Annotated in this window: 15 protein-coding genes, 1 rRNA gene and 1 other RNA gene; 4 read left to right on the forward strand and 13 right to left on the reverse strand. The window is 60.4% G+C overall.

Annotated elements, in window-relative coordinates:
• Positions 1–51 precede the first annotated feature (51 nt).
• Positions 52–2772 (reverse strand): pyruvate, phosphate dikinase, encoded by a 2721-nt coding sequence (ppdK, locus tag BLR25_RS18595; protein WP_091939916.1) that lies wholly within the window; start codon positions 2770–2772, stop codon positions 52–54.
• Positions 2773–3045: 273 nt separating this feature from the next.
• Here ppdK and BLR25_RS18600 point away from each other — a divergent pair, with 273 nt between their 5' ends.
• Positions 3046–3759: a FadR/GntR family transcriptional regulator gene (locus BLR25_RS18600; RefSeq protein WP_176785982.1), complete on the forward strand. Its 714-nt coding sequence runs from the start codon at positions 3046–3048 to the stop codon at positions 3757–3759.
• Positions 3760–3808: 49 nt separating this feature from the next.
• Here BLR25_RS18600 and BLR25_RS18605 read toward each other — a convergent pair whose 3' ends face one another.
• The 6 genes from BLR25_RS18605 to ppx form a co-directional block, all read right to left on the reverse strand.
• Positions 3809–6967 (reverse strand): EAL domain-containing protein, encoded by a 3159-nt coding sequence (locus BLR25_RS18605; RefSeq protein ID WP_091939921.1) that lies wholly within the window; start codon positions 6965–6967, stop codon positions 3809–3811.
• Between the two features lie 209 nt (positions 6968–7176).
• Positions 7177–7797 (reverse strand): ABC-type transport auxiliary lipoprotein family protein, encoded by a 621-nt coding sequence (locus BLR25_RS18610; RefSeq protein ID WP_143009927.1) that lies wholly within the window; start codon positions 7795–7797, stop codon positions 7177–7179.
• Positions 7794–8732: an MlaD family protein gene (locus BLR25_RS18615; RefSeq protein WP_091939925.1), complete on the reverse strand. Its 939-nt coding sequence runs from the start codon at positions 8730–8732 to the stop codon at positions 7794–7796. Before BLR25_RS18615 ends, BLR25_RS18610 begins: the two co-directional genes overlap by 4 nt.
• A gap of 2 nt (positions 8733–8734) precedes the next feature.
• Positions 8735–9523, reverse strand: coding sequence for an ABC transporter ATP-binding protein (locus BLR25_RS18620; protein WP_245715610.1), 789 nt, complete (start codon positions 9521–9523; stop codon positions 8735–8737).
• Complete coding sequence (locus BLR25_RS18625) at positions 9520–10641, reverse strand: ABC transporter permease (RefSeq protein WP_091939927.1); 1122 nt, start codon at positions 10639–10641, stop codon at positions 9520–9522. Before BLR25_RS18625 ends, BLR25_RS18620 begins: the two co-directional genes overlap by 4 nt.
• A gap of 1 nt (position 10642) precedes the next feature.
• Complete coding sequence (ppx, locus tag BLR25_RS18630) at positions 10643–12154, reverse strand: exopolyphosphatase (protein WP_091939928.1); 1512 nt, start codon at positions 12152–12154, stop codon at positions 10643–10645.
• A gap of 172 nt (positions 12155–12326) precedes the next feature.
• On the opposite strand from ppx, the gene ppk1 reads away from it, so the two are divergent.
• Complete coding sequence (gene ppk1 / locus BLR25_RS18635) at positions 12327–14432, forward strand: polyphosphate kinase 1 (RefSeq protein WP_091939930.1); 2106 nt, start codon at positions 12327–12329, stop codon at positions 14430–14432.
• Between the two features lie 23 nt (positions 14433–14455).
• On the opposite strand, the gene BLR25_RS18640 is transcribed toward ppk1, so the two are convergent.
• Both BLR25_RS18640 and BLR25_RS18645 read right to left on the reverse strand, forming a co-directional pair.
• Complete coding sequence (locus tag BLR25_RS18640; protein ID WP_091939931.1) at positions 14456–15040, reverse strand: flavin reductase family protein; 585 nt, start codon at positions 15038–15040, stop codon at positions 14456–14458.
• 48 nt (positions 15041–15088) lie between these two features.
• Entirely contained in the window at positions 15089–17314 is a 2226-nt protein-coding gene (locus BLR25_RS18645) for a RelA/SpoT family protein (RefSeq protein ID WP_091939933.1), read from the reverse strand.
• A 79-nt stretch (positions 17315–17393) separates the two neighbouring features.
• Between BLR25_RS18645 and BLR25_RS18650 the strand changes: the two genes are divergently transcribed.
• Both BLR25_RS18650 and BLR25_RS18655 read left to right on the forward strand, forming a co-directional pair.
• The gene (locus BLR25_RS18650) at positions 17394–18287 is read left to right on the forward strand and encodes a DMT family transporter (protein ID WP_091939935.1); all 894 of its coding nucleotides are present in this window, start codon (positions 17394–17396) and stop codon (positions 18285–18287) included.
• Between the two features lie 3 nt (positions 18288–18290).
• A complete protein-coding gene (locus tag BLR25_RS18655) occupies positions 18291–19097 on the forward strand; it encodes a M90 family metallopeptidase (RefSeq protein ID WP_091939937.1) in 807 nt (268 codons plus the stop codon).
• Here the strand turns inward: BLR25_RS18655 and BLR25_RS18660 are convergent.
• From BLR25_RS18660 to rrf, 4 genes are all read right to left on the reverse strand, one after another.
• The gene (locus BLR25_RS18660; protein WP_245715611.1) at positions 19045–20457 is read right to left on the reverse strand and encodes an FAD-binding oxidoreductase; all 1413 of its coding nucleotides are present in this window, start codon (positions 20455–20457) and stop codon (positions 19045–19047) included. The genes BLR25_RS18655 and BLR25_RS18660 overlap by 53 nt on opposite strands.
• On the reverse strand, positions 20458–21783 hold the full coding sequence (rimO, locus tag BLR25_RS18665; protein ID WP_176785983.1) for a 30S ribosomal protein S12 methylthiotransferase RimO: 1326 nt from the start codon (positions 21781–21783) through the stop codon (positions 20458–20460).
• A 79-nt stretch (positions 21784–21862) separates the two neighbouring features.
• An RNA gene (gene ffs, locus BLR25_RS18670) (signal recognition particle sRNA small type) lies at positions 21863–21960 on the reverse strand.
• Positions 21961–22092: 132 nt separating this feature from the next.
• Positions 22093–22206 (reverse strand): 5S ribosomal RNA (gene rrf, locus BLR25_RS18675).
• Positions 22207–22318 lie beyond the last annotated feature (112 nt).

Consider the following 22318-nt stretch of genomic DNA (forward strand, 5'->3'; position numbering starts at 1 on the left):
CGCCAGTCCGAAGACTGGCGGTTTTGCTTTTGATACGAGCGTAAAGCCGGATTACTCTTTGATGGCAGCCTGAGCAGCAGCCAGACGCGCGATCGGCACACGGAACGGCGAGCAGCTGACGTAGTCGAGGCCGACCTTGTTGAAGAAGCCGATCGATGCCGGATCGCCACCGTGCTCACCGCAGACGCCGAGCTTGATGCCCGTGCGGGTCGCACGACCCTTGTCGGCAGCCGCCTGGACGAGTTGACCGACGCCGGTCTGGTCGATCGACTGGAACGGATCGACTTCGTAGACGCCTTCGTTCAGGTAGCACGGCAGGAACTTGCCGATATCATCACGCGAGAAGCCCAGCGTCATCTGCGTCAGGTCGTTGGTACCGAACGAGAAGAACTCGGCTTCCTTGGCGATGGCGTCGGCGACGAGCGCGCCGCGCGGCGTTTCGATCATCGTACCGAGCAGGTAGTCGATCGTCGCGTTGCGCTCGGCGAACACAGCCTCAGCGGTCGCCCGGATGAGCTTGGCCTGCAGGTTGAATTCACGCAGCGTGCCGACCAGCGGGATCATGATCTCGACCTTCGGCGTGATGCCTTGGGCCTTGCTGTTGAGCGCCGCTTCGATGATCGCGCGAGCCTGCATTTCGGTGATTTCCGGATAGGTGATACCGAGGCGGCAGCCACGGTGGCCCATCATCGGGTTGGCTTCGTGCAGGTCGTCGACGCGATGCTTGATCTCTTCGTAGCTGAGGCCCATTTCGTTGGCCATTTCGCGTTGAGCAGCTTCGTCGTGCGGCAGGAACTCGTGCAGCGGCGGATCGAGCAGACGAACCGTGACGGGCAGGCCGTCCATCGCCTTGTAGATGCCTTCGAAGTCGCCACGCTGCATCGGCAGCAGCTTGGCCAGCGCCTTGCGGCGGCCTTCTTCGTTCTGCGCCAGAATCATTTCGCGGACGGCCTTGATACGGTCGCCTTCGAAGAACATGTGCTCGGTACGGCACAGGCCGATACCGACGGCGCCGAAGTTGCGCGCCACACGAGCATCTTCCGGCGTATCGGCGTTGGCGCGGATGGCCAGACGCTTGTACTTGTCGGCGAGATCCATCAGTTTGCCGAAGTCACCCGACAGGTCGGCGTCCTTGGTGTCGATCTTGCCGGCATAAACCTGGCCCTTCGAACCATCGAGGGAGATCCAGTCGCCTTCCTTGTAGACGACGCCGCCGACCGTCATCGTGCGGGCCTTCGGATCGACGCGCACGGCGCCAGCACCCGAAACGCAGCACTTGCCCATGCCGCGGGCAACCACCGCCGCGTGCGAGGTCATGCCGCCACGCGCCGTCAGGATACCCTGGGCGACAGCCATGCCGCGCAGATCTTCCGGCGAGGTCTCCTGACGCACCAGGATGACGTTCTTGCCTTGCGCAACCCATTCTTCCGCTTCATCGGCGAAGAACACGATCTGGCCCGTGGCCGCGCCCGGCGAAGCCGGCAGACCGTTGGCGATCGACTTCGCCTTCTTGATCGCAGCGCCGTCGAACACCGGGTGCAGGAGCTCGTTCAGACGATCGGCACCGACGCGTTGCAGCGCCGTCTTTTCGTCGATCATGCCCTGCTGCAGCATTTCGATCGAGGTACGCACGAGGGCAGCGCCGGTGCGCTTGGCCGAGCGGGTCTGCAGCATCCAGAGCTTGTTTTCCTGGATGGTAAACTCGATGTCCTGCATGTCCTTGTAGTGATTTTCCAGCGCGGTCTCGGTCTTGACGAGTTGCTCGTAGATCGCCGGCATCACTTCTTCAAGCGACGGGTACTTGCTCTTGCGCTCTTCTTCGCTGACTTGCGCGAGGACGGCCCAGCGGCGCGAACCTTCGAGCGTGATCTGCTGCGGCGTGCGGATGCCGGCAACGACGTCCTCACCCTGCGCGTTGATCAGGAATTCACCGTTGAACATGTCTTCGCCGGTCGCCGCATCGCGCGTGAAGGCCACGCCCGTGCCGCTGTTGTCGCCAAGGTTACCGAAGACCATCGACTGAACGTTAACGGCGGTACCCCAGGAGTCAGGAATGTCGTTCATCTTGCGATAGAGCACGGCGCGATCGTTGTTCCAGCTCTGGAACACGGCCATGACCGATCCCCACAACTGTTCCCACGGATCGTTCGGGAATTCGCGGCCCAGGCGATTCTTCACCAGCGCCTTGAACTCGGCAACCATGTGCTTGAGATCGTCGACGGAAAGGTCCGTATCGAGTTCGACACCACGCTTCGCCTTGATTTCGTCGATGATTTCCTCGAACGGGTCGTGGTCTTCCTTCTTCTCGGGCTTGAGGCCCATGACAACGTCACCGTACATCTGGATGAAACGACGATACGAATCCCAGGCGAAACGCTCGTTGCCCGACTTCTTGGCCAGGCCGGCGACGGCTTCGTCGTTCAGACCCAGGTTCAGGATGGTGTCCATCATGCCCGGCATCGAGGCGCGCGAACCAGAGCGGACCGAAACCAGCAGCGGATCGTTGGCATCGCCGAAGGTCTTGCCCATTTCCTTCTCGACGAAGGCCACGCCCTGCTTGACTTCAGCTTCGATAAGCTTGCGCACGGCATCCTGGCCCTGCTCGGTATAGACCGTGCAGGCATCGGTCGCGATAGTAAATCCAGGCGGTACCGAAATTCCCAAGCGGCACATTTCGGCGAGGTTCGCACCCTTTCCGCCGAGCGTGTTCTTCATGTCCGCGGCACCGTCTGTCTGCGATGCTCCAAATACGTAAATTAGCTTATTTGCCATGTGTCAACCCATGTTGAAAAAAGGACCCACTCCGATTACCGACCACCTGCGCCGGTAACCATGCCTACAAAAACGAAAAACGGACATTTTACCCTAACAAACAGGCTTCTGCATTCAAATTCAGCACAATAAAAGGCGACAAACAGTGGGATACTGACGGTCGCAGTGCAAAATCGCGTACAATTCCGCATATAAGGAATTTCGAACATGAAGCTCCTTCGCTGCGGAAAAAACAGACAACCCTTTCAAAACAAGAGACTTATTTCGACAGCCATGCCAATCGTATCGATCGACAACCGCCGCCTCTATCGCCAAATATCTGACCAAATTTGCCGGCTGATCGACTCGGGGGAGTACAAACCCGGCGAACGTCTGCCGGCCGAGCGTATTCTGGCGGAACAACTCAACGTCAGCCGCCCCACGGTACGCGAAGCACTGATCGCGCTGGAAGTCGAGGGCCGCGTCGAAATCCGCGGCGGTGCCGGCGTATTTGTGCTCGACAACAAGGAAATCCACAGCGACTCGACATCGGTGAGCAACAGCGCCGTCCCGATGCCGGGACCGTTTGAAGTGCTCTTCGCCCGCGACCTGATCGAGCCCGACGTTGCCGCGCTGGCCGCCAAAAACGCCACCGCGGTACAGATTGCCGAACTCTCGCAGGCGATGGGCGACATGGTGTGCTGCTCGGCATCCGACCCTCGACGCCTCGAATTCGATCGCAATTTCCATTTCGCGATGGCGGCAGCCTCCGGCAACACGGCGCTTCTGCTGGCCATCCAGGCGCTGTGGGCGCCGCGGGAACAGGTGGTTTACATCCGCCTCGAAGACCATTTCCATAATGAGCAGGTCTGGCAACGTTCGATTCTCGAACATCGCGAAATCCTCGAGGCGGTCAAGCGCAATGATCCGAAAGCCGCGCGCACGGCCATGCACCGACACCTGAAAAACGCCCGCCTGCGCTTTGCCTCCAACTGGCGCCAGGACTAGCCCGGCCCTTATTGGCCCGCCATGGCGGGCCAATAAATTTTCTACCCCCTTATTTGACGCGCCGCGGCAGCGTCTTCATCTCATTTGACAGCACTTCAGCGGGCGGCACCGGTGCACTGAAGTAATAGCCTTGCAATTCGTCACACCCCGACGCCGCCAGCGCAACGCCCTGCTCAACCTCCTCCACCCCCTCGGCAACGACCCGCAGGCCAAGCGTATGTCCGAGACCGATGATGGCCTGCGTGATCGCCAGATCCTTCGGGTCATCGAGCATATCGCCAACAAAGGAGCGATCGATCTTCAGCTTGTCGATCGGGAAACGATAGAGGTAATTGAGGCTCGAATAGCCGGTACCGAAATCGTCGACCGCCAGCGAGACGCCCAGCGCCTTGATCCCGTGCAATATGCGAATGGTGTTTTCCATGTCTTCCATCAGCAGGGTCTCAGTCAATTCCAGTTCGATGAACGAGGGATCGGCACCTTGTTCTGCAAGCGCCGCGCGCAGCGATTCGATCAATTGCTGGTCGCGGAACTGGCAGGCGGACAGATTCACCGAAACGCAGAGATCGCCGACGCCTTCCTCGCGCCAGCGGACTTGCTGACGACAGGCCTCGGCGAAGACCCAATAGCCGATAGGAATGATGTGTCCGCTTTCCTCGGCAATGGGAATGAAGCGCGACGGCGGTATGCATCCGAGCACCGGATGGTTCCAGCGTAGCAAGGCCTCGACGCCGACCATGCGGGACGTCCGCGCATCGATCCGCGGCTGGTAGACCAACTGAAGCTCGCCGCGATCGACGACGTCGCGAAGATCCTGTTCGATCTCGACCCGCTCCCTGGCGTGCCGGTTCATCTCCGCGGTAAAAAACTGAGCGTTGTTGCGACCGACGAATTTGGCCTGATACATCGCCGCATCGGCATTGCGCATCAGTGTCTCGACGTCGCCACCGTCCTCGGGATAGACGGCGACACCGACGCTGCACGACACCACAAGTTCGGCGCCATCGACGTCATGCGGACAGCGGACAGCCGGAATCATCCGCTTATTGACGATATGCTCGATTTCGTCACGCCCTGCAATGGCGTGAAAGACGACGACAAACTCGTCGCCACCAATGCGACTGACGGTATCGCCCGAACGCACGGAGTCGAGCAGACGCTGCGCCACCGAACGCAGCAAGCCATCGCCGATGTGGTGACCGAGGGAGTCGTTGATATTCTTGAAGCGATCGAGATCAATGAACAGGACGCCGACATGCTTGCCGCTACGCTCCGCCTGCTGCATGGCTTTCTTCAGGTGATCGAGACAAAGCGCGCGGTTGGGCAGATCGGTCAGCGCATCGTGGTGCGCCAAATGACTGATGCGCTTTTCATGCTCCTTGCGCTCGGTAATATCCAGCGCGGCAACGACAAAATGGGTGATTTCCCCGTCCTTGTCCCGAACCGCGTTGATGACCGCCCAGACCGGAAAACTCTCGCCGGTCTTGCGCCTTAGCCAGACCTCGCCCTGCCAGGAACCGCGGATCATCGCAGTGCTCCACAGCTGATCGAAGAAGGCATCCGAATGATGATCCGATCGCAGGCACTCCGGCGTCTCGCCGAGCACTTCGGTCGAGTCATACGCCGTGGTTCGACAAAATGCACGGTTGACGGTGACGATCCTGCGCTCGGCATTCGTCACCATGATGCTCTCCGACGACGCCTCGAACACCTTGGCCCACAGTTCCAGCCGCGCTTCCATCTGCTTGATCTGGCCGATCGGCGTAAACGCAGTCAATACAGCGTCATGATCCTGGTAGCGCAGGCGCCGGGCCGAAAGCAGCGCCCAATGTGCCTTCTTGCCGTCATTCCAAAGCACCTCGAACTCATTCACCACACCGCGATCCGACAACTGCTGGAAGAAGCGGACACGGCGCGACGAATCCAGGCTTTTCAGCCATGGATCGCGCTCGCTGTCTTGCAACCACCCGAGCGCCCATTGGTTGGTATGCAGGATTTCGTGATGCGGGATAGCCGTCACCATCAGCGGGATCGGAATGGCTTCGAGCAATTCCCGTTGCGCCTCGGCGGCGCGGGCGCTGGCGGCCAACTCCTGCTCGACAAGACGGGATCGATCGAGCTTTTCCAGCATCAGGTTGAAGGACTTGACCAGCCTGCCGAGTTCATCTTCCGACGTCCAGTGCGCCCGCAAGCGGTAATCCCCTGATCCACTGACATCGTCGGCCACTTCGGACAAGCGCCGGATCGGCACGACGATCGTGCGCGCAACGAAATAAACAACGCTCAGGATCAGTGCCAACAAGGCGCCGGCCGTCCCGAGATGCCACCACATGCGCGAAAACAGCGAATCGATGCGCGCCTTGAGCAAGGCGTCGAGCGTATTGCCAACATCGGTCCATGCCGAAAACAGCGTCCTCAACGCGATCTCCCGCGCACTTGCCAGCGAGGATGACGATGCCGACGCCAGCGCCAACTGTCGCGTCGATTGTCGCAAGGTCTCGATCGCGCCGAGCAAAGCCGCCCTCGAAGGATTCAGCACTTCCGCGAGCATCGGCCCGCCAGCGGCGATCGCTTCTTCATAGTCGGAAACAATACCGCGCACCAAGGCATCGAGTTGCCCCTCCACAATCAGGTATTCGACTTGACGCTGCTGCCGCAGCGATGCCGACGGCGCCAGGGCCACCGCTTCGGCCTTGTCATGGACACGGAGAATGACGTCGAACAACTCCGGAAAGCGGATGATCAGCAAGGACATCGTGTAATAGCTATCGAGGTCCGGATCAAGGATGAGGTTCGACTGGTTTCCGATCCGGGTCACCAGTCCCTGCAATGCCGAAGTCATCGACGCGAGCGCTGCTTTGCCGTTGCGCGCCCCGGTAAGCACGGTCTCCACCCGCCTGGCCAGGCGCTCGGCTAGGTCGTTGCTGCCGAAGGACTCGCCGAAACGCGTCTCAGCCGCTCGAATCGCCGGCAGCACTGCCGCTGTTCCTCCCGGAGCATCGGCCATGACAACCGGCATCAAGGCATCGCGCAATACGCCGACATAAGCACTCCCGGCCAATTCCTTACGTGCAAAATTAATGGCGATGTATTTCTCGTTGATCAGGATCGCCGAGACAAACAGCACCGCCGACAGATCCAGTACATAGATGAGGACAAGCTTCCGGCTGACGCTCAAGGTCCCGATCAGACGACGTAAAAATTGCATGACGACATGCTCCGTTCTCCCATACCCGGCTCTAAAGCAACAACCGCACCTAGAATGGCGGCATACGCCAAAGCGTTTATATGAAAGGATTCGGAACAACGACTGCCGCTGGAATAGCCACAGGACACCCCAAATCGGTGCCGGGCGAAAAACAGGGATGCGCCGCGCACCATCCTGGCGCGGCGCATGGAATCCGGGCTAAGAACGCCCTACTTCGGCGGCGAACGGGAAAAGCACCCTCTGGCATCCGGATTCGAGCCAAGCGCTTGCGACCAAGCTGCCAGTTCTTCCTGGAAGCCGGACACCGTTCGGACCAGCGCCTCGACGCCACCGCGCGCATCGGACCTCGTCGCGGCCCGTTCGACGAAAAGGCGCCGCTCGGCGACGACGCGTCGCTTGCCATCGACCAGCGTCATACTGCCCTGGAGCACCCCACGACTGACGGTCGGCGCGTCGAAGACGTGCGAGAACTCCTGCACGTCAATGCGCAAAAGACAGACCGATGTCGCCCCGGCAGCAGGAAATCCAAGAGACTGACGCAGTCGCTGCGCGATCAGGCCCCCTGGATTGGCAGCCCAGCGGCTGTCGGCATACTCACGCGGACGCAATGGGTCGTCATAATTCAGGCGATAGTCGATGCTCAAGGCATCGAACCACGGCGGCGTACGGACCTCCAGCGCAATCCCGACCCAAGCGCCGCCATCGGCACCGGCAGCGCCGGCAAGTCCAAAGTCATATACCGCTGACGGCGGCAACTGACGCGAACCGACGGCACAGGCCGACAACAGCAGAATCCATCCTCCCGCCAGCACGTACCGCACTCGCCTCATCGCATTTCCTTTCGTTCCGCCGGCGTGACGAAACCGGACTCTCCCGGCCCAGGCACCATCCGCCGTCCGCCGAAGAGCAGGCTCTGCGGCGATTCCTCCAGCACCTGCAGCACGCGGTTCAATTGCCGCGAGGTCGTCGCCAGTTCACCGGTCAGTTCATTGACCCCCGGCACCAGCGCACCCGACGCGCCGGTCACCGGATCGCCGATCAAGCGATCGACTTTCTCGCCGACCTCGCGCAGGCTGGTCACCAGCGCCCGCGTTTCGACAAACAGCGGCCCGACCTGATCCGCCGCGCGTTCGGCGCTCTGCAAGGTCGCCTGCAAATGCCGGATGTTTTCGGACGACAACAGAACTCGCAGTTGTTCCGACATGGCCCGCGTCTGCGCCGTCGCCGCCTCGACATTGGCCAGTGTCCGGGCGATCGACTGTCGATTGTCGGGACTCAGCAACTGATTGATGCCGACCACGATGTCACGGACATTGTGCAAGGTCTCGGCGCCGGTCTCGGCGAGTTCCTGCACAAAAGAATCGCGCATCGGAATGCGCGGCAGACTGCCGTTGATACCGGCCAAGGCACGCGGCTGGGTACCGGAATCCTCCAGCTGCACATGCGCAATACCGGTCACCCCCTGAAAGCCGAGCTTGGCGACAGTCCCTTCGGTAACGGGAATATCGGCACGGATGCGAATACGGATCAGCGTGTAGCGGATATCGGAACTATCGAGCTCGATCTGTTCGACCCGCCCGACGCGGACACCGCGATAACGCACCTGCGCCTGCGCATTGAGGCCGGTCACATTCTTCGTTGCGACGACGAGATAGCTGCGCGTGTCCTCGCTCTTGCCGCCGAACCACCAGAGCGCCAATACCGCCGACACGCCGAGCATCAGCGTGAACAATCCGGCCAGGAGTGCATGCGCACGATTTTCCATGTTTATATATTTCTCAGCGCGGCAAGCGCGTGCTCCGAACAAAAGAAATTACGAATGAACGGGTGATCTACCGCCAACACTTCCGACGGTCGCCCGCAGGCAATGATACGCTGCTCCGCCAGCACTGCGACATGGCTGGCGAGTCCCGCCAGCGTATCGAGGTCGTGGGTCACCATGACGACGGTAAAATCGAGCTGTCGCTGCAGCATGTCGATGAGCTTGACGAAATTATCGGCGAGATCGGGATCGAGCCCAGCCGTCGGCTCATCGAGCACGAGCAACTCCGGCTCCAGCGCGAGCGCCCGGGCCAATGCCACGCGCTTGACCATGCCACCCGACAGTTCCGCCGGCATCAGATGCGCGTGCGCTGGCAGCAACTCGACCATGGCGAGCTTCTGTCGGACAAGATCGCCGATCAGATCTTCGTCCAGTCCGCGCAATTCGCGCAAAGGGAAGGCGATATTGTCATAGACCGACAAGGCCGAAAAAAGCGCGCCATGCTGGAACAACACGCCGAAGCGCCGCCGCAAGGCCTTGCGCACGACCGGATCGGCATCGAAAACAGATATGCCAAACAATTCGACAGACCCGCGCTCGGGTTTCAACAAGCCGACGATCTCGCGCAGCAAGGTCGTCTTGCCGCTACCGGAACCGCCGACCAGCCCGAGCACCTGTCCCGCCGCCACGTCCAGATCGATATCCCGATGCACCGTCGTCGTGCCGAAACGCGTCGACACGCCCCGCACCCGGACCACCGGCAATGACGGCATCACATCTTCATGCGTCATCATCCAGCCCCCGGAATGCCGATCGTGCGGGTGAAAATGGCAATGATCGCATCGACGATGATCACCAGCGTGATCGCCGACACCACCGAAGTTGTCGTGCGTTGCGACAGGCTCTCCGTATTCGGCCGCACCTTGAGTCCAAAGTGGCAGGCGATCAGTGCGATGACGAAGCCGAAGACACACCCCTTGCCCAACCCGATCCAAAGATTGGACAAGGGCACCACGCGCGGCAAGGCGTCGATGAAATAGCCGTAGGCCAGCCCCATTTCGAGATTGGCCGACACCATGCCGCCAACGATTCCCGCGGCCGAACACCAGACGACCAGAAGCGGCACCACCAGCGACAAGGCAGCCACCTTGGGCAGAACAAGACGCAGGCTGCGCGACACGCCCATCGTCGCCAGCGCATCGATTTCCTCGGTAACACGCATCACACCGATCTGCGCGGTCATCGCCGATCCCGAGCGCCCGGCAACAAGCACCGCGACGATCACCGGACCGAGTTCGCGAATGATGGCGATACCGAGCAGATTGACGATATAGATGTCGGCGCCGAAGGTTTTCAGTTGCAGCGCCGACAAGAACGAAAGCACGATGCCGATCAAGAATCCGACGAGCGCAATCACCGGCAAGGCCTGCGTCCCACTGCGATAGATATTGGCGGAGAACTCGCGCCAGGGAATGTCCTGCGGATGGACGCACAAATAGCCGACGTCCAGCACCAATTGACCGAACAAGGTGACAAGATCGCGAAGGTTCCTCGCCGCGGCCAGCATGACCCGCCCCAAGGCGACGATCCAGAACAAGGGATCGACCGCCCGCGCCGACGCGCCGTCTCGCGGTACAGCAGCGGCACGATCGAAGACGGCACGCAAGGATTCGCTCACCGCCACCTGATCCGGCCACTGCCGCCCCCAAGCGCGCCACAACAGCAAGGCAGCGGCGCTGTCAAGGCGCTCGATACCGGAGAGATCCCAGCACGGCGAGCGCGCCAATAGTGCCGCCAGCCGCGACTCCAGAGCAGACAGGGGCATCGGCAGATTGGCGAGGGTCCAATCGCCGACGAGTTCGACGCGAACGGCGCCGCTCCCTTCGCGAATCAGCGCATCGATGCTGGCCATATCAGCCCAAGCCCTCCAGCGCGCTTCGACGCCGGATCCTGAAACGGCGGCCGATCCGCGACCAGGTCTGCACTTCATCGGCGAGCGCGGCCGCACTCAAGGGATTGTCCTGCAGCCAGGCCAACGGCAGCTCCATCAGGAAATCGCCATTGACCAGACGCAGACGGAAAGGCGGTAAAGGTTGATCGTCACGGGAACGATGCAGCAAGGCGGCAAGACGGAGACAGAAAACGGTTCGCCACAACGCATCGCTCACCGGGATCGAATTGACGCGCTCGAGCTTCCCCCGCTGCCCGAGAAGCATGAAGGAAAGCCGTTCCTGATCCTTCCTTGAGAACCCCGGCATATCGGCGTTCGCGGCGATGTAGGCGCCATGCTTGTGGTAGCCGCTATGCGAAATGGAAAGCCCGATCTCATGCAGGGACGCCGCCCATTCGACCAGGAGCCGTTCGCCTGCGTGTTCGGACAGGGTCAGGTCGACCATTCTGCCCAACAGCGCCAGCGCCGTTTGTCGAACGCGCGTCGCCTGGCCCGGATCGACCTGGTAACGACGCATGAATTGCCGCACGGTCGCATCCCGCATGTCATGCTGGTGATAGCGCCCGAGCAGGTCGTAGAGCACACCGAGCCGTAGCGCGCCTTCCGAATAGATCATGCGCTCGATGCCCAGCGTGGTGAAAATGGCCGACAGGATGGCGATGCCGCCAGCCAACACCGGAATCCGGTCGGCGCGCAGGCCTTCGAGACGAAGCTGCGCCACCGAGCCCGCACGCAACAGCAAGCCGCGTAGCGTCATCAACCCGTCGCGGGTGATGCCCGGGGCGCCGCCGGGATTGAGCCGATTCATTTCCAGCAGGTCGGCGATCGCGCGCGCGGTTCCGGAAGAGGCCGCGGTTTCCGTCCAGCCGGTCTGGCGGAACTCCTGCGCGATCAGCTGAACCTCGCGCGCGGCCGACACCTCGGCGTCAAGCAGGCGGCGCTTGTCGACCTTGCCGTCGGGGAAAAAGCGCAATGAATAACTGACACAGCCCATGTAGAGCGATTCCATCATCAAGGGCTCGACCTTCTTGCCGATGATGAATTCGGTCGAACCGCCACCGATATCGATGACCAGACGCTTTGAACGCGTCGGCGGCAAAGCATGGGCCGCTCCGATGTAGATCAATCGCGCCTCTTCGCGCCCGGCGATCACCTCGATCGGGAACCCCAGCGCCGCTTCGGCCTGGGGCAAAAAGACGCGGGCATTCTTCGCCACCCGCAGCGTGTTGGTCGCAACCGCCCGCACGGCCCCCGACTGGAATCCGCGCAGACGCTCGCCGAAGCGACTCAGCGTCGCCAGGGCACGTTGCTGCGCCGACTCATCGAGCATCTTGTCCGACGTCAACCCGGACGCGAGTCTGACCGGTTCCTTGAGCGTATCGAGGGAATAGATCTGATCGTCCAGCACGCGACCGATCTGGAGATGAAAACTGTTGGAGCCCAGATCGACGGCTGCGACCTGCTCATGCGACATGTAGGCTTGCCTCACACGAATTCGAACGCTCGATTCTACACTCGCGCGGCAACAATCATCCGCGATCCTTGATCGAAAACCGCGGCGGCGAGGCCCTGTCATACGGCTGTCACACTGATGCAACAAAATATGCCGAATTGCATGCGCCAATCATTCCTGCTTCAATACCGTCATGACCCATCGCATCGACATACCCAAAGCCGGCTCCGAAACCTTTGCGCCGGGACACTATCTCAACCGCGAACGCGGGATATTGGCCTTCAACCGGCGCGTATTGGCGCAAGCGCGGAATGCTGCGACACCGCTGTTGGAACGGCTGCGTTTCCTCTGCATCGTCAGCAGCAACCTCGACGAATTTTTCGAAATCCGCGTCGCCGGACTGAAAGAGCAAGTCAAGCTCAATTCAACCGTCATCACCACCGACGGATTGACGGCACAACAGGCGCTCACTCTGGTCAGCCAGGACGCACACGCGCTCGTCGATGAACAGTACGCCCTGCTCAACGAGGACGTACTGCCCAAATTGGCGGAACAAAGCATTCGTTTCCTGCGGCGCTCGGACTGGACCGAGGCGCAACGCCAATGGGTCGCCAGCTATTTCTTCCGCGAAGTCATGCCGGTGCTGACGCCGATCGGACTCGACCCCTCGCACCCTTTCCCTCGCGTCCTCAACAAGAGCCTCAATTTCGCCATCGAACTCGAAGGCAAGGACGCGTTCGGACGCAACTCCGGTGCCGCCATCGTGCAGGCCCCGCGCGTGCTGCCACGTGTCATCCGGCTGCCCGAGGACATCAGCGGATGCGAGTACGGTTTCGTTTTCCTCTCGTCGATCCTGCACGCCTTCGTCGGTGAGCTCTTCGAAGGCATGAGCGTGCTCGGTTGCTACCAGTTCCGTGTAACGCGCAACAGCGATCTGTTCGTCGACGAGGAGGAAGTCAAGAACCTGCGCACCAAAATCCAGGGCGAGTTGCCGCAACGCCACTTCGGCGACGGCGTCCGCCTGGAAGTCGCCGACAATTGTTCGGACGCCATGGCGAACTTCCTGCTCGCCCAGTTCGGTCTCGATGAATGCGACCTCTATCGCGTTGCCGGCCCGGTCAACCTCGTGCGTCTGATGCAGGTCCCCGACTGGGTTAACCGGCCGGACCTCAAATTCACGCCCTTCGCGCCGGGTTTTCCGCGCGCGCTGCAAAAAGGGCACAGCATCTTCGATGACATCCGGAAAAACGACATCCTCCTGCACCATCCGTACCAGAGTTTCTCGCCGGTCATCGCCCTGATCGATCAGTCCGCGACCGATCCTCACGTCGTCGCGATCAAGATGACGGTCTATCGCACCGGCACCGACTCCGTACTCATGCAGTCGCTGCTGCGCGCCGCCCAGAACGGCAAGGAAGTCACCGTCGTCGTCGAACTGATGGCGCGTTTCGACGAAGAGGCCAACATCGGCTGGGCCACCAAGCTTGAAGAAGTCGGCGCCCATGTCGTTTACGGCGTCGTCGGATACAAGACCCATGCCAAAATGCTGATGATCGTCCGCCGCGAGGAAATCAAGGGGCGCGGCGAATTACGCCGTTATATTCACCTCGGCACCGGCAACTACCATGCGAAAACGGCACGGCTCTACACCGATTTCGGCTTGCTGAGTTGCAACGAGGAACTCGGCGCCGACGTCAATGAGGTATTCAAACAACTGACCGGCCTCGGCAAGGCACAAACGCTGAATCACCTTTGGCAAGCGCCGTTTTCGCTACACCAGAACATCGTCGCCGCGATTCAAGCCGAGGCTAACGCGGCCCGGAACGGGCAGCGCGCACGCATCATCGCCAAGATGAACTCGCTGCTTGAACCCGGTGTCATCGACGCGCTCTATGGCGCCTCACAAGCAGGCGTCAAGATCGATCTCATCGTTCGCGGCGTCTGCGCGCTGCGCCCCGGAATTCCCGGACTCTCGGAGCATATCCGTGTCCGATCGATCGTCGGACGATTGCTCGAACATCACCGGATTTTCTACTTCTACGCCGGCGGCCAGGAAAAGGTCTATCTCTCCAGCGCCGACTGGATGGAGCGCAATTTCTTCCGCCGTATTGAACTGGCATTTCCGCTGCTCGACAAGAAACTCAAGCGTCGCGTCATCAGCGAAGGTCTGCAGACCTATCTCACCGACAACGTGCAAGCCTGGGAAATGGATTCCAACGGCGGCTATCATCTGCGCCGCGCCTCACGCAAATCGCCGCACTCGGCACAAAACGAACTCATCGAACTGCTCAAACCCTGAAACGGCGTGCCGCCAGCAGATTCTCAGCCGCCGGCGAGCGCTTGTTCGCTGGCGTCGAAGGATTCGCCGGTAACAAAAAAGGCACCGCCGGCCTGGTAATGCAGCGTTCTTTGACGATCATCGGAGAAATGCCAGCGTCCTTGTGAAAACACCGCCGCATCGGCGTGTGCCGAGACAACTTCGGCGACGAAGAGGTCGTGCCGATCCTGATTGTCACGGTAAGGAATGACACGGCATTCGAGCCAGGCGACGCAACCGCGCACCAGTGGCGCAGCGACGCGCGAAGCGGCGAAGAACTCGAGGCCGCAGCGCGGCGCCTTCTCGCCGTCCCGTCCCGAAAGACTTCCGGCCGCAAGCACCTGCGACGCCATCGAACGACAGGGGATACTCAGAGAGAATTCACCCGACGCCTCGATCAAGTCGCGCGTCAGCGTATTTCGATCGATGACCAGAACGACTTTCGGCGGATCGAAGTCGAGCGGCATTACCCAGGAAGCGGCCATGACATTCGAACGACCGGCATGGGCACTGCCGACAAGCGTCACCGGACCGTGGTTGAGCAACAAATAGCTCTTTTCGAGCGGAACTGGGTGCACGCCGTTCTGCATGGCAGACCTCCAAAAACAGCCGAATATCGCGTCGGCATGGCCCCTGAATCAGGCCCGCCGCGCCCCGATCACGCCCTTGACGTCCTGCAGCAAGGTCAACGTTCGCTTGAGCTGGCCGACATTGCCGATTTCCGCGGTGAAGCGCATATGCGCCCCGCCTTGCGTCGACTGCGTATTGACGGCGATAACGTTGATCTTCTCGCGTGTAAAAACTTCAGACACATCACGCAGCAAGCCTTGACGATCATGCGCATCGACAATGATATCGACGGCAAAAACGCCATCGGTCTCGCTGCCCCATTCCGTCTCGACGACGCGCTCCGGTTGCATGGCTTCGAGATGGCCAAAATTCGGGCAGTCGGCACGATGGATCGAAATCCCCTTGCCGCGGGTGACGAAACCGACGATGGGATCCGGCGGCGCGGGTTTGCAGCACCCCGCCAGTTGCGTCAGGAGTTTATCGACGCCGACGATCAGAATGCCTTTGTCGGAAACGCTGCTCGCCTTCGGCTTGCGAACCGCGACCTCCTCGACGGCCGGCCGTTCGTCCGATGCATCCTCACCGCCGCGAATCGCCGTTTGAAGCTGGCGCTGGCCGATATCGGCACGGGCCAGCGCGATGAACAGATCGTCGGTCTTGGCATAGCCGAGGCGATCCGCCAGATCGTCGGCCCGCACGCCAGTTTCGCCCATCCGCTGCAGTTCGCGCGTCAGGATCGCACGACCATCGGCAAGCATCTCCTCGATCGCCCGCGACGAAAACCACTGCCGCGCCTTGGCGCGTGCGCGATGTGTGAACAAGTACCCGAGGGCCGGATTGAGCCAGTCACGCGATGGCCCGCCTTGCTTGGCCACAACGATTTCGACGCGCTGCCCCGTTTCGAGTTGCGTGTTGAGCGTCACCAGCGCACCGTCGACTTTCGCGCCGCGGCAGCGATGCCCGAGATCGGTATGCACCCGGTAGGCGAAGTCGACTGGTGTCGCGCCACGCGGCAAATCGACGACCCGGCCCTGTGGCGTCATGACGTAAATCGTCTCGTCGAGTGCCGCTTCCTTGTAATGCTTGACCCAGTCCGACGAGTCGACGACTTCGTCCTTCCAGGTCAGCAGTTGGCGCAGCCAGGCGATCTTTTCGTCATAATTTCCTTGCGACGACTTGCTGCCTTCCTTGTAGCGCCAATGCGCCGCCACACCGAGTTCGGCGTGTTTGTGCATCTCCCAGGTACGAATTTGAACCTCGAGCGAACGCCCGTCCGGACACTGCACGGCCGTATGCAGGGAACGGTAATTATTGCCCTTGGGATTGGAGATGTAATCGTCGAACTCCTTCGGAATCGGCGACCACATGTTGTGCACGATACCGAGCGTCGTATAGCAATCCTTGATGCTATCAACGATGACGCGCAGCGCCCGGACGTCATAGACCTCGGAGAAATCGACGCCCTTTTTGCGCATCTTGTTCCAGATGCTGTAGATATGCTTCGGTCGTCCGTAGATCTCGGCATCGGCGATCCCGGCGTTTTCAAGTTCCTGGCGCAGGCGGGCCACCGCATCGGCGATGAACTGCTCGCGCTCGGCACGCTTCTCGTCGAGCTGCTTGGCAATTTTCTTGTAGATGTCCGGGTGCAGGAATCGGAACGAAAGGTCCTCGAGTTCCCACTTCAGTTCCCAGACGCCAAGACGATTGGCGAGCGGCGAATAAATCTCCAGCGTTTCTCGTGCCACCTGGACACGCAGATCGTCCTTCGACTCCGCATAATGCCGCATCGTTTGCGTGCGAGAGGCCAGACGCAGCAAGACGACGCGAATATCCTCGACCATCGCCAGCAACATCTTGCGCAGAACCTCGATCTGCGCCTTCATTTCGTTCGGATTCTGGTCGCCACTCTCCGTCGAATGGGCGACGAACCCATGCGTAATCGGGCGCAGACCGTGCAGGCGCGAAATCCCGCCGACAAGACGCGCGGCAGCCGCTCCAAAGCGCTCTTCGATCTTGGTCAACCCGTGTTCGTCATAGGTCGGTAGGGCGAACAACAAGGCCGCCACGCGCGTATCAGCATCGAGCTTGAGGCCAACGAGAACCAGCGCCATGCCCAAGGCATGATGCCAGACACCTTCGTCGCTACCGAGCAGGCGATCGCCGTAGACGGTGCGCGCGAATTCGGCGGCAGCCCGGATCTTCTCGGTCTCCTCGGTGGAGAGACCTTCGCTCAGCGTTTGCAGGGAATGTTCTAAGTCGCTCTGCGCGGCGACGGAATGGACAACGGAAACCATGCGGTAATTATAAACGATCGCCGAACCCGATCCCCTATAATGCCGGTTTGATTGAAAGGCCAAAGCGCTGCGCGTCGATATGTTTCAACGTTTTCACCATCCTTACCTGCTATTGACGCTGACCACGCTGTTCTGGTCCGGCAACATGGTCGTCGGCCGCGCGATTCGCGACGATGTCCCCCCGCTCACCATGGCATTCTGGCGCTGGACGATTGCGCTGTTGCTGACTCTGCCCCTGGCGCTTCCGCATCTGCGTACGCAGTGGCCGCAACTCAAGCGCGGCTGGCGCTCAATCGTGGCACTGGGCTTGCTCGGCATCGGCGGCTATAACTCGCTCGCCTACATTGCCTTGCAACACACCACGGCCACCAACGCGCTCCTGCTCAATTCATTCATTCCCGTCGCCACCATCGCCCTGTCGTGGGCGTTCCTGAAAAAGCCCCTGGGACGCATCGAGTGGCTGGGGGTAGTCATCTCGCTCTCCGGCGTCTTTGTCATCGTTGCGCGCGGAGAACTGGCTACGCTGGCGGCATTGACCATCAATCTGGGCGACCTCTGGATGCTGCTCGCCGTCTCGACCTGGGCGTTGTATACGGTCGGCCTGCACTGGCGCCCGGCCGGCATCGACCCGATGCTCATGCTTGCTGCATTCACGGCAGTCGGATTGCTCGCCCTGGCACCGGCTTACGTCTGGGAAATGTCGCAAGGTCGGCACATCCAACTGGTCCCCGCAAGTTTTGCCGCGATCGCCTACACCGGCATCCTGCCGGCATTCCTCGGATACGTCTTCTATAACCGAGCCGTTGGGGAAGTCGGCGCCAGCCGAGCCAGCCTCTTCATCCACCTGATGCCGGTCTTCGGAACGCTTCTTTCGGCCATGTTCCTCGGAGAAATCCCCAGGACCTTCCACTTTGTCGGGATCGCCCTCATTTTCCTGGGAATCTATGTCACCACATCGCGCAAGCACACCTGAGACATGCTGAACCGATTGCTCGGCTGGCTGAACCGGAAGAAGGATGCTGCCCCCTTACCCGACGCACTCTGGCAACAGACGGTCTCGACATTGCCTTTCCTCGACCGACTGGACGCAGACGCCAAACAAGGTCTGCGCCGTCTGACCGAAGCCTTTCTCGCCGAAAAGGAATTCACCTGCGCCGGTGGTCTGCAACTCACCGATGCCATGTGTGTGTCGATCGCTGCCCAAGGCTGCCTGCCGATTCTCAACCTCGGACTCGGCTATTATCGGGACTGGGTCGGGATCATCGTCTATCCCGACGAATTCGTCATTCCACGCACGCTCGAGGATGAGTTCGGCGTCGTTCATGAGTATGACGAGGTCGCCTCGGGAGAAGCCTGGGAAGGAGGCCCGCTTCTGATCTCCTGGAGCGACGCACAGATGGCCGGCGACGGCTACAACGTCGTCATTCACGAGTTCGCGCACAAACTCGACATGCTCAACGGCGAAGTGGACGGCATCCCGCCGCTACCTGCCGGGATGTCCACTCAGGTTTGGGAGACAATCCTCTTGGCGGCGTACGAAGACTTCTGCATGGAGGTCGACATCGCGGAAGCCAATGACGAAGAGACCGTGCTTGACCCCTACGCCGCCGAAAACCCCGGCGAATTTTTTGCGGTGATGAGCGAAACCTTCTTTGAAACGCCGGAACGCCTGCTGGAAGCGTATCCGGCACTCTACGAGCAATTCACGCGCTTCTACCGGCAAACGCCGATCACAACACCTTGCCCGGATTCATCAGCCCCTTCGGATCAAATGCCTGCTTGATCGCCCGCATCATATCCAACTCGATTGCGCTCTTGTAACGCTGCAACTCCTCGCGTTTGAGCTGACCGATCCCATGTTCGGCGCTGATGCTTCCGCCCAGCGTATGGACGATGTCATGGACGATGCGATTGACATCCGTCTGGGAGGCCATGAACGACGCGTTCTCGCCGGCCTCGGGCTTCGATTGGTTGTAATGCAGATTGCCGTCGCCGACATGACCGAACGCAACGATACGGATACCGGGATAGGCCGCATTCAAGGCGTCGCCAGCGCGATCGAGAAACTCACCAATACGCGACACTGGCACCGAAATATCGTGCTTGATGCTGAAACCCTCGATTTTCTGAGCTTCGCTGATACGCTCGCGCAAATCCCACAAGCGCGCGGCCTGTTCGCCGCTTTGGGCGATCACGGCATCGTTGACCAGCGCCGCTTCCATCGCATCGCCGAGAAAATCCTCGAACTGCACGCGCAACGCGTCAGCGTCGCCAGAGCTCGACAACTCGACCAGCAGATACCACGGACTCCGTTCCAAAGGCGCCTGCGCTTCCGGAATATGCCTGAGCACCATACCCAGCGAAATGTCTGAAACCAGTTCGCAAGCGGTCAGCCCGGCGCCGAAACCCGCCTGCAACTTGCCGAGCAGGGTCACCGCGTCCTGCGGCGATGCAATCGCCAGCCAGGCCGTCGCCACCGCATTCGGCTGCGGGAAAAGCTTGATGACGGCCGCGGTAATAATACCGAGCGTCCCTTCAGCCCCAATGAAAAGCTGCTTCAAATCGTAACCGGTATTGTCCTTGCGCAAGCCGCGCAAACCGTTCCAGATTTCGCCGGACGGAAGCACAACCTCAAGCCCGAGCACCAACTCGCGCGCATTGCCGTAACGCAGCACCTGAACGCCGCCGGCATTGGTCGACAGATTCCCGCCGATCTGACAACTCCCCTCTGCGGCCAAGGACAACGGGAACAAACGTCCTTCCCGGCTAGCGGCCGCCTGGATTTCCTGCAGCACACAACCGGCCTCGACGGTCATCGTATTATTGGGCACATCGAGGTCACGGATGCGATTCAACCGCGACAAACTGACCAGCACCGACTGACCGCTGTTATCCGGAATACTCGCCCCGCAGTGGCTGGTATTGCCGCCTTGCGGCACCATAGCCACGCCGACCGCCGAACAGGCACGCACCACTGCCGCCACTTCAGCTGTGTTAGCCGGACGCACGATGCAGCGGGCTGCACCCCGATAACGCCCGCGCCAATCGCCCAGAAACGGGACCATTTCGGCTGCGACGGTAATCACATGCTCATCACCAACGATGGCCGCCAAGGACGCGATCAGTGTATCGCCGGGCATCATTTACTCCAGAGGTTCGGCGTAGAGATCGTGTTCGTCGGCATCGACCACCCGTACCTGCAGGAAATCGCCGGGTTCGGCGTCGAAGAAATCATTGACGAAAACAAGCCCGTCGATTTCGGGCGCATCCGCCGAAGACCGCGCGATGACGCCTTCGTCGTCGACGGCGTCGACCAGCACCGTAATCTCCCGGCCGATCTTGGCCGCCAGCAATTCTGCCGAGATATCCTCCTGGACATCCATCAGGCGCCGACGCCGCTCCTCGCGCACCTCGTCCGGAACCGCGCCGGGAAGCGCATTCGCTTCGGCGCCGTCGACCGGCGAATAGGCGAAGCATCCGACACGATCAAGCCGTGCCTCCTCGATGAACGCCAGCAATTCCTCGAATTCGGCCTCAGTCTCGCCGGGAAAACCGGTAATGAAGGTGCTGCGAATCGTGATATCGGGACAAATCGCCCGCCAAGCGCGAATCCGCTCGAGATTGTTCTCCGAACTTGCCGGCCGCCGCATGGCTTTGAGTATGCGGGCATTGGCATGCTGGAAGGGTACGTCCAGATAGGGCAACAACTTCCCTTCGGCCATCAGCGGAATCAACTCATCGACACTCGGATAGGGATAGACATAGTGTAGGCGTACCCAGATACCAAACTCCGCCATCGCCTCGCACAATTCCTTGAGCCGCGTCTTGATCGGCCGGCCGCCGTGGAAACCGGTGCGATATTTCAGATCGACACCGTAAGCGCTGGTATCCTGAGAGATAACCAGCAACTCTCGCACACCGGCGGCCGCCAGATTCTTGGCTTCGAGCAGCACATCGCCGATTGGGCGGCTAACGAGCGGCCCTCTCAACGACGGAATGATGCAAAACGTGCAACTGTGATTGCATCCCTCGGAAATCTTGAGATAGGCAAAGTGTTGTGGCGTCAGCCGGATGCCTTGCGGCGGCACCAGACTGGTAAATGGGTCATGCGGTTGCGGCAAATGCGTGTGGACATGCTGCAGCACTTCGTCAGCCGCATGCGGTCCGGTAATTGCCAGGACCTTGGGATGCAATTCGCGGATCAAGCCTTCGCGCGCGCCAAGACAGCCCGTGACAATGACCTTGCCATTCTCGGCAAGCGCCTCACCGATCGCATCAAGGGATTCCTCGACCGCCGCATCAATGAAACCGCAGGTATTCACGACCACGAGATCGGCCCCGTCATAAGACGAAGATATTTCGTAGCCTTCGGCGCGCAAACGAGTGAGGATTTGTTCCGAGTCGACCAAGGCTTTCGGACAGCCAAGGGACACGAAACCGATCGTCGGAGAAAAAGAAGTCGAATTCACGATGGGTCGGCGAACGTAGTGAAGAGGTTGGACAGGACGACTGCCCGACTGAAGCGCTCTGCAGCCGCCCGAAAATGAAAGTGGCGAGCCTGACCCCGGCACTCGCAATAAATGGCTGTGGCTGCTTCCTTCCGGACCTGACCAGGTTCACCACCTTGCGATGCGGGGAGACCCGCCGAAACGAATGGTATCACAGGCTGGGTCTGGAACTGCGGTTACTCTGCCAAAATTTACGCTTCGGGCAGGAATAAAATGACAGACGAAAAAAAACCCCAATCTTAGGTAGATTGGGGTTTTTTGGTATGGGGAGCCTGGCGGTGACCTACTTTCGCACACGGGAAGTGCACTATCATCGGCGCAACTTTGTTTCACGGTCCTGTTCGGGATGGGAAGGGGTGGGTCCAAAGCGCTATGGCCGCCAAGCATAACTTGTTCGCTCGTCGCTGGTTAAAGCGCCGAACGCAAAATCGGAAGAAGGTGGTATTGGTTGTGATTGTATCTTGAACAAACGGTGTTGCTTAAGGTTATAGGATCA

The organism is Propionivibrio dicarboxylicus, from assembly GCF_900099695.1.
GTDB lineage: Bacteria > Pseudomonadota > Gammaproteobacteria > Burkholderiales > Rhodocyclaceae > Propionivibrio > Propionivibrio dicarboxylicus.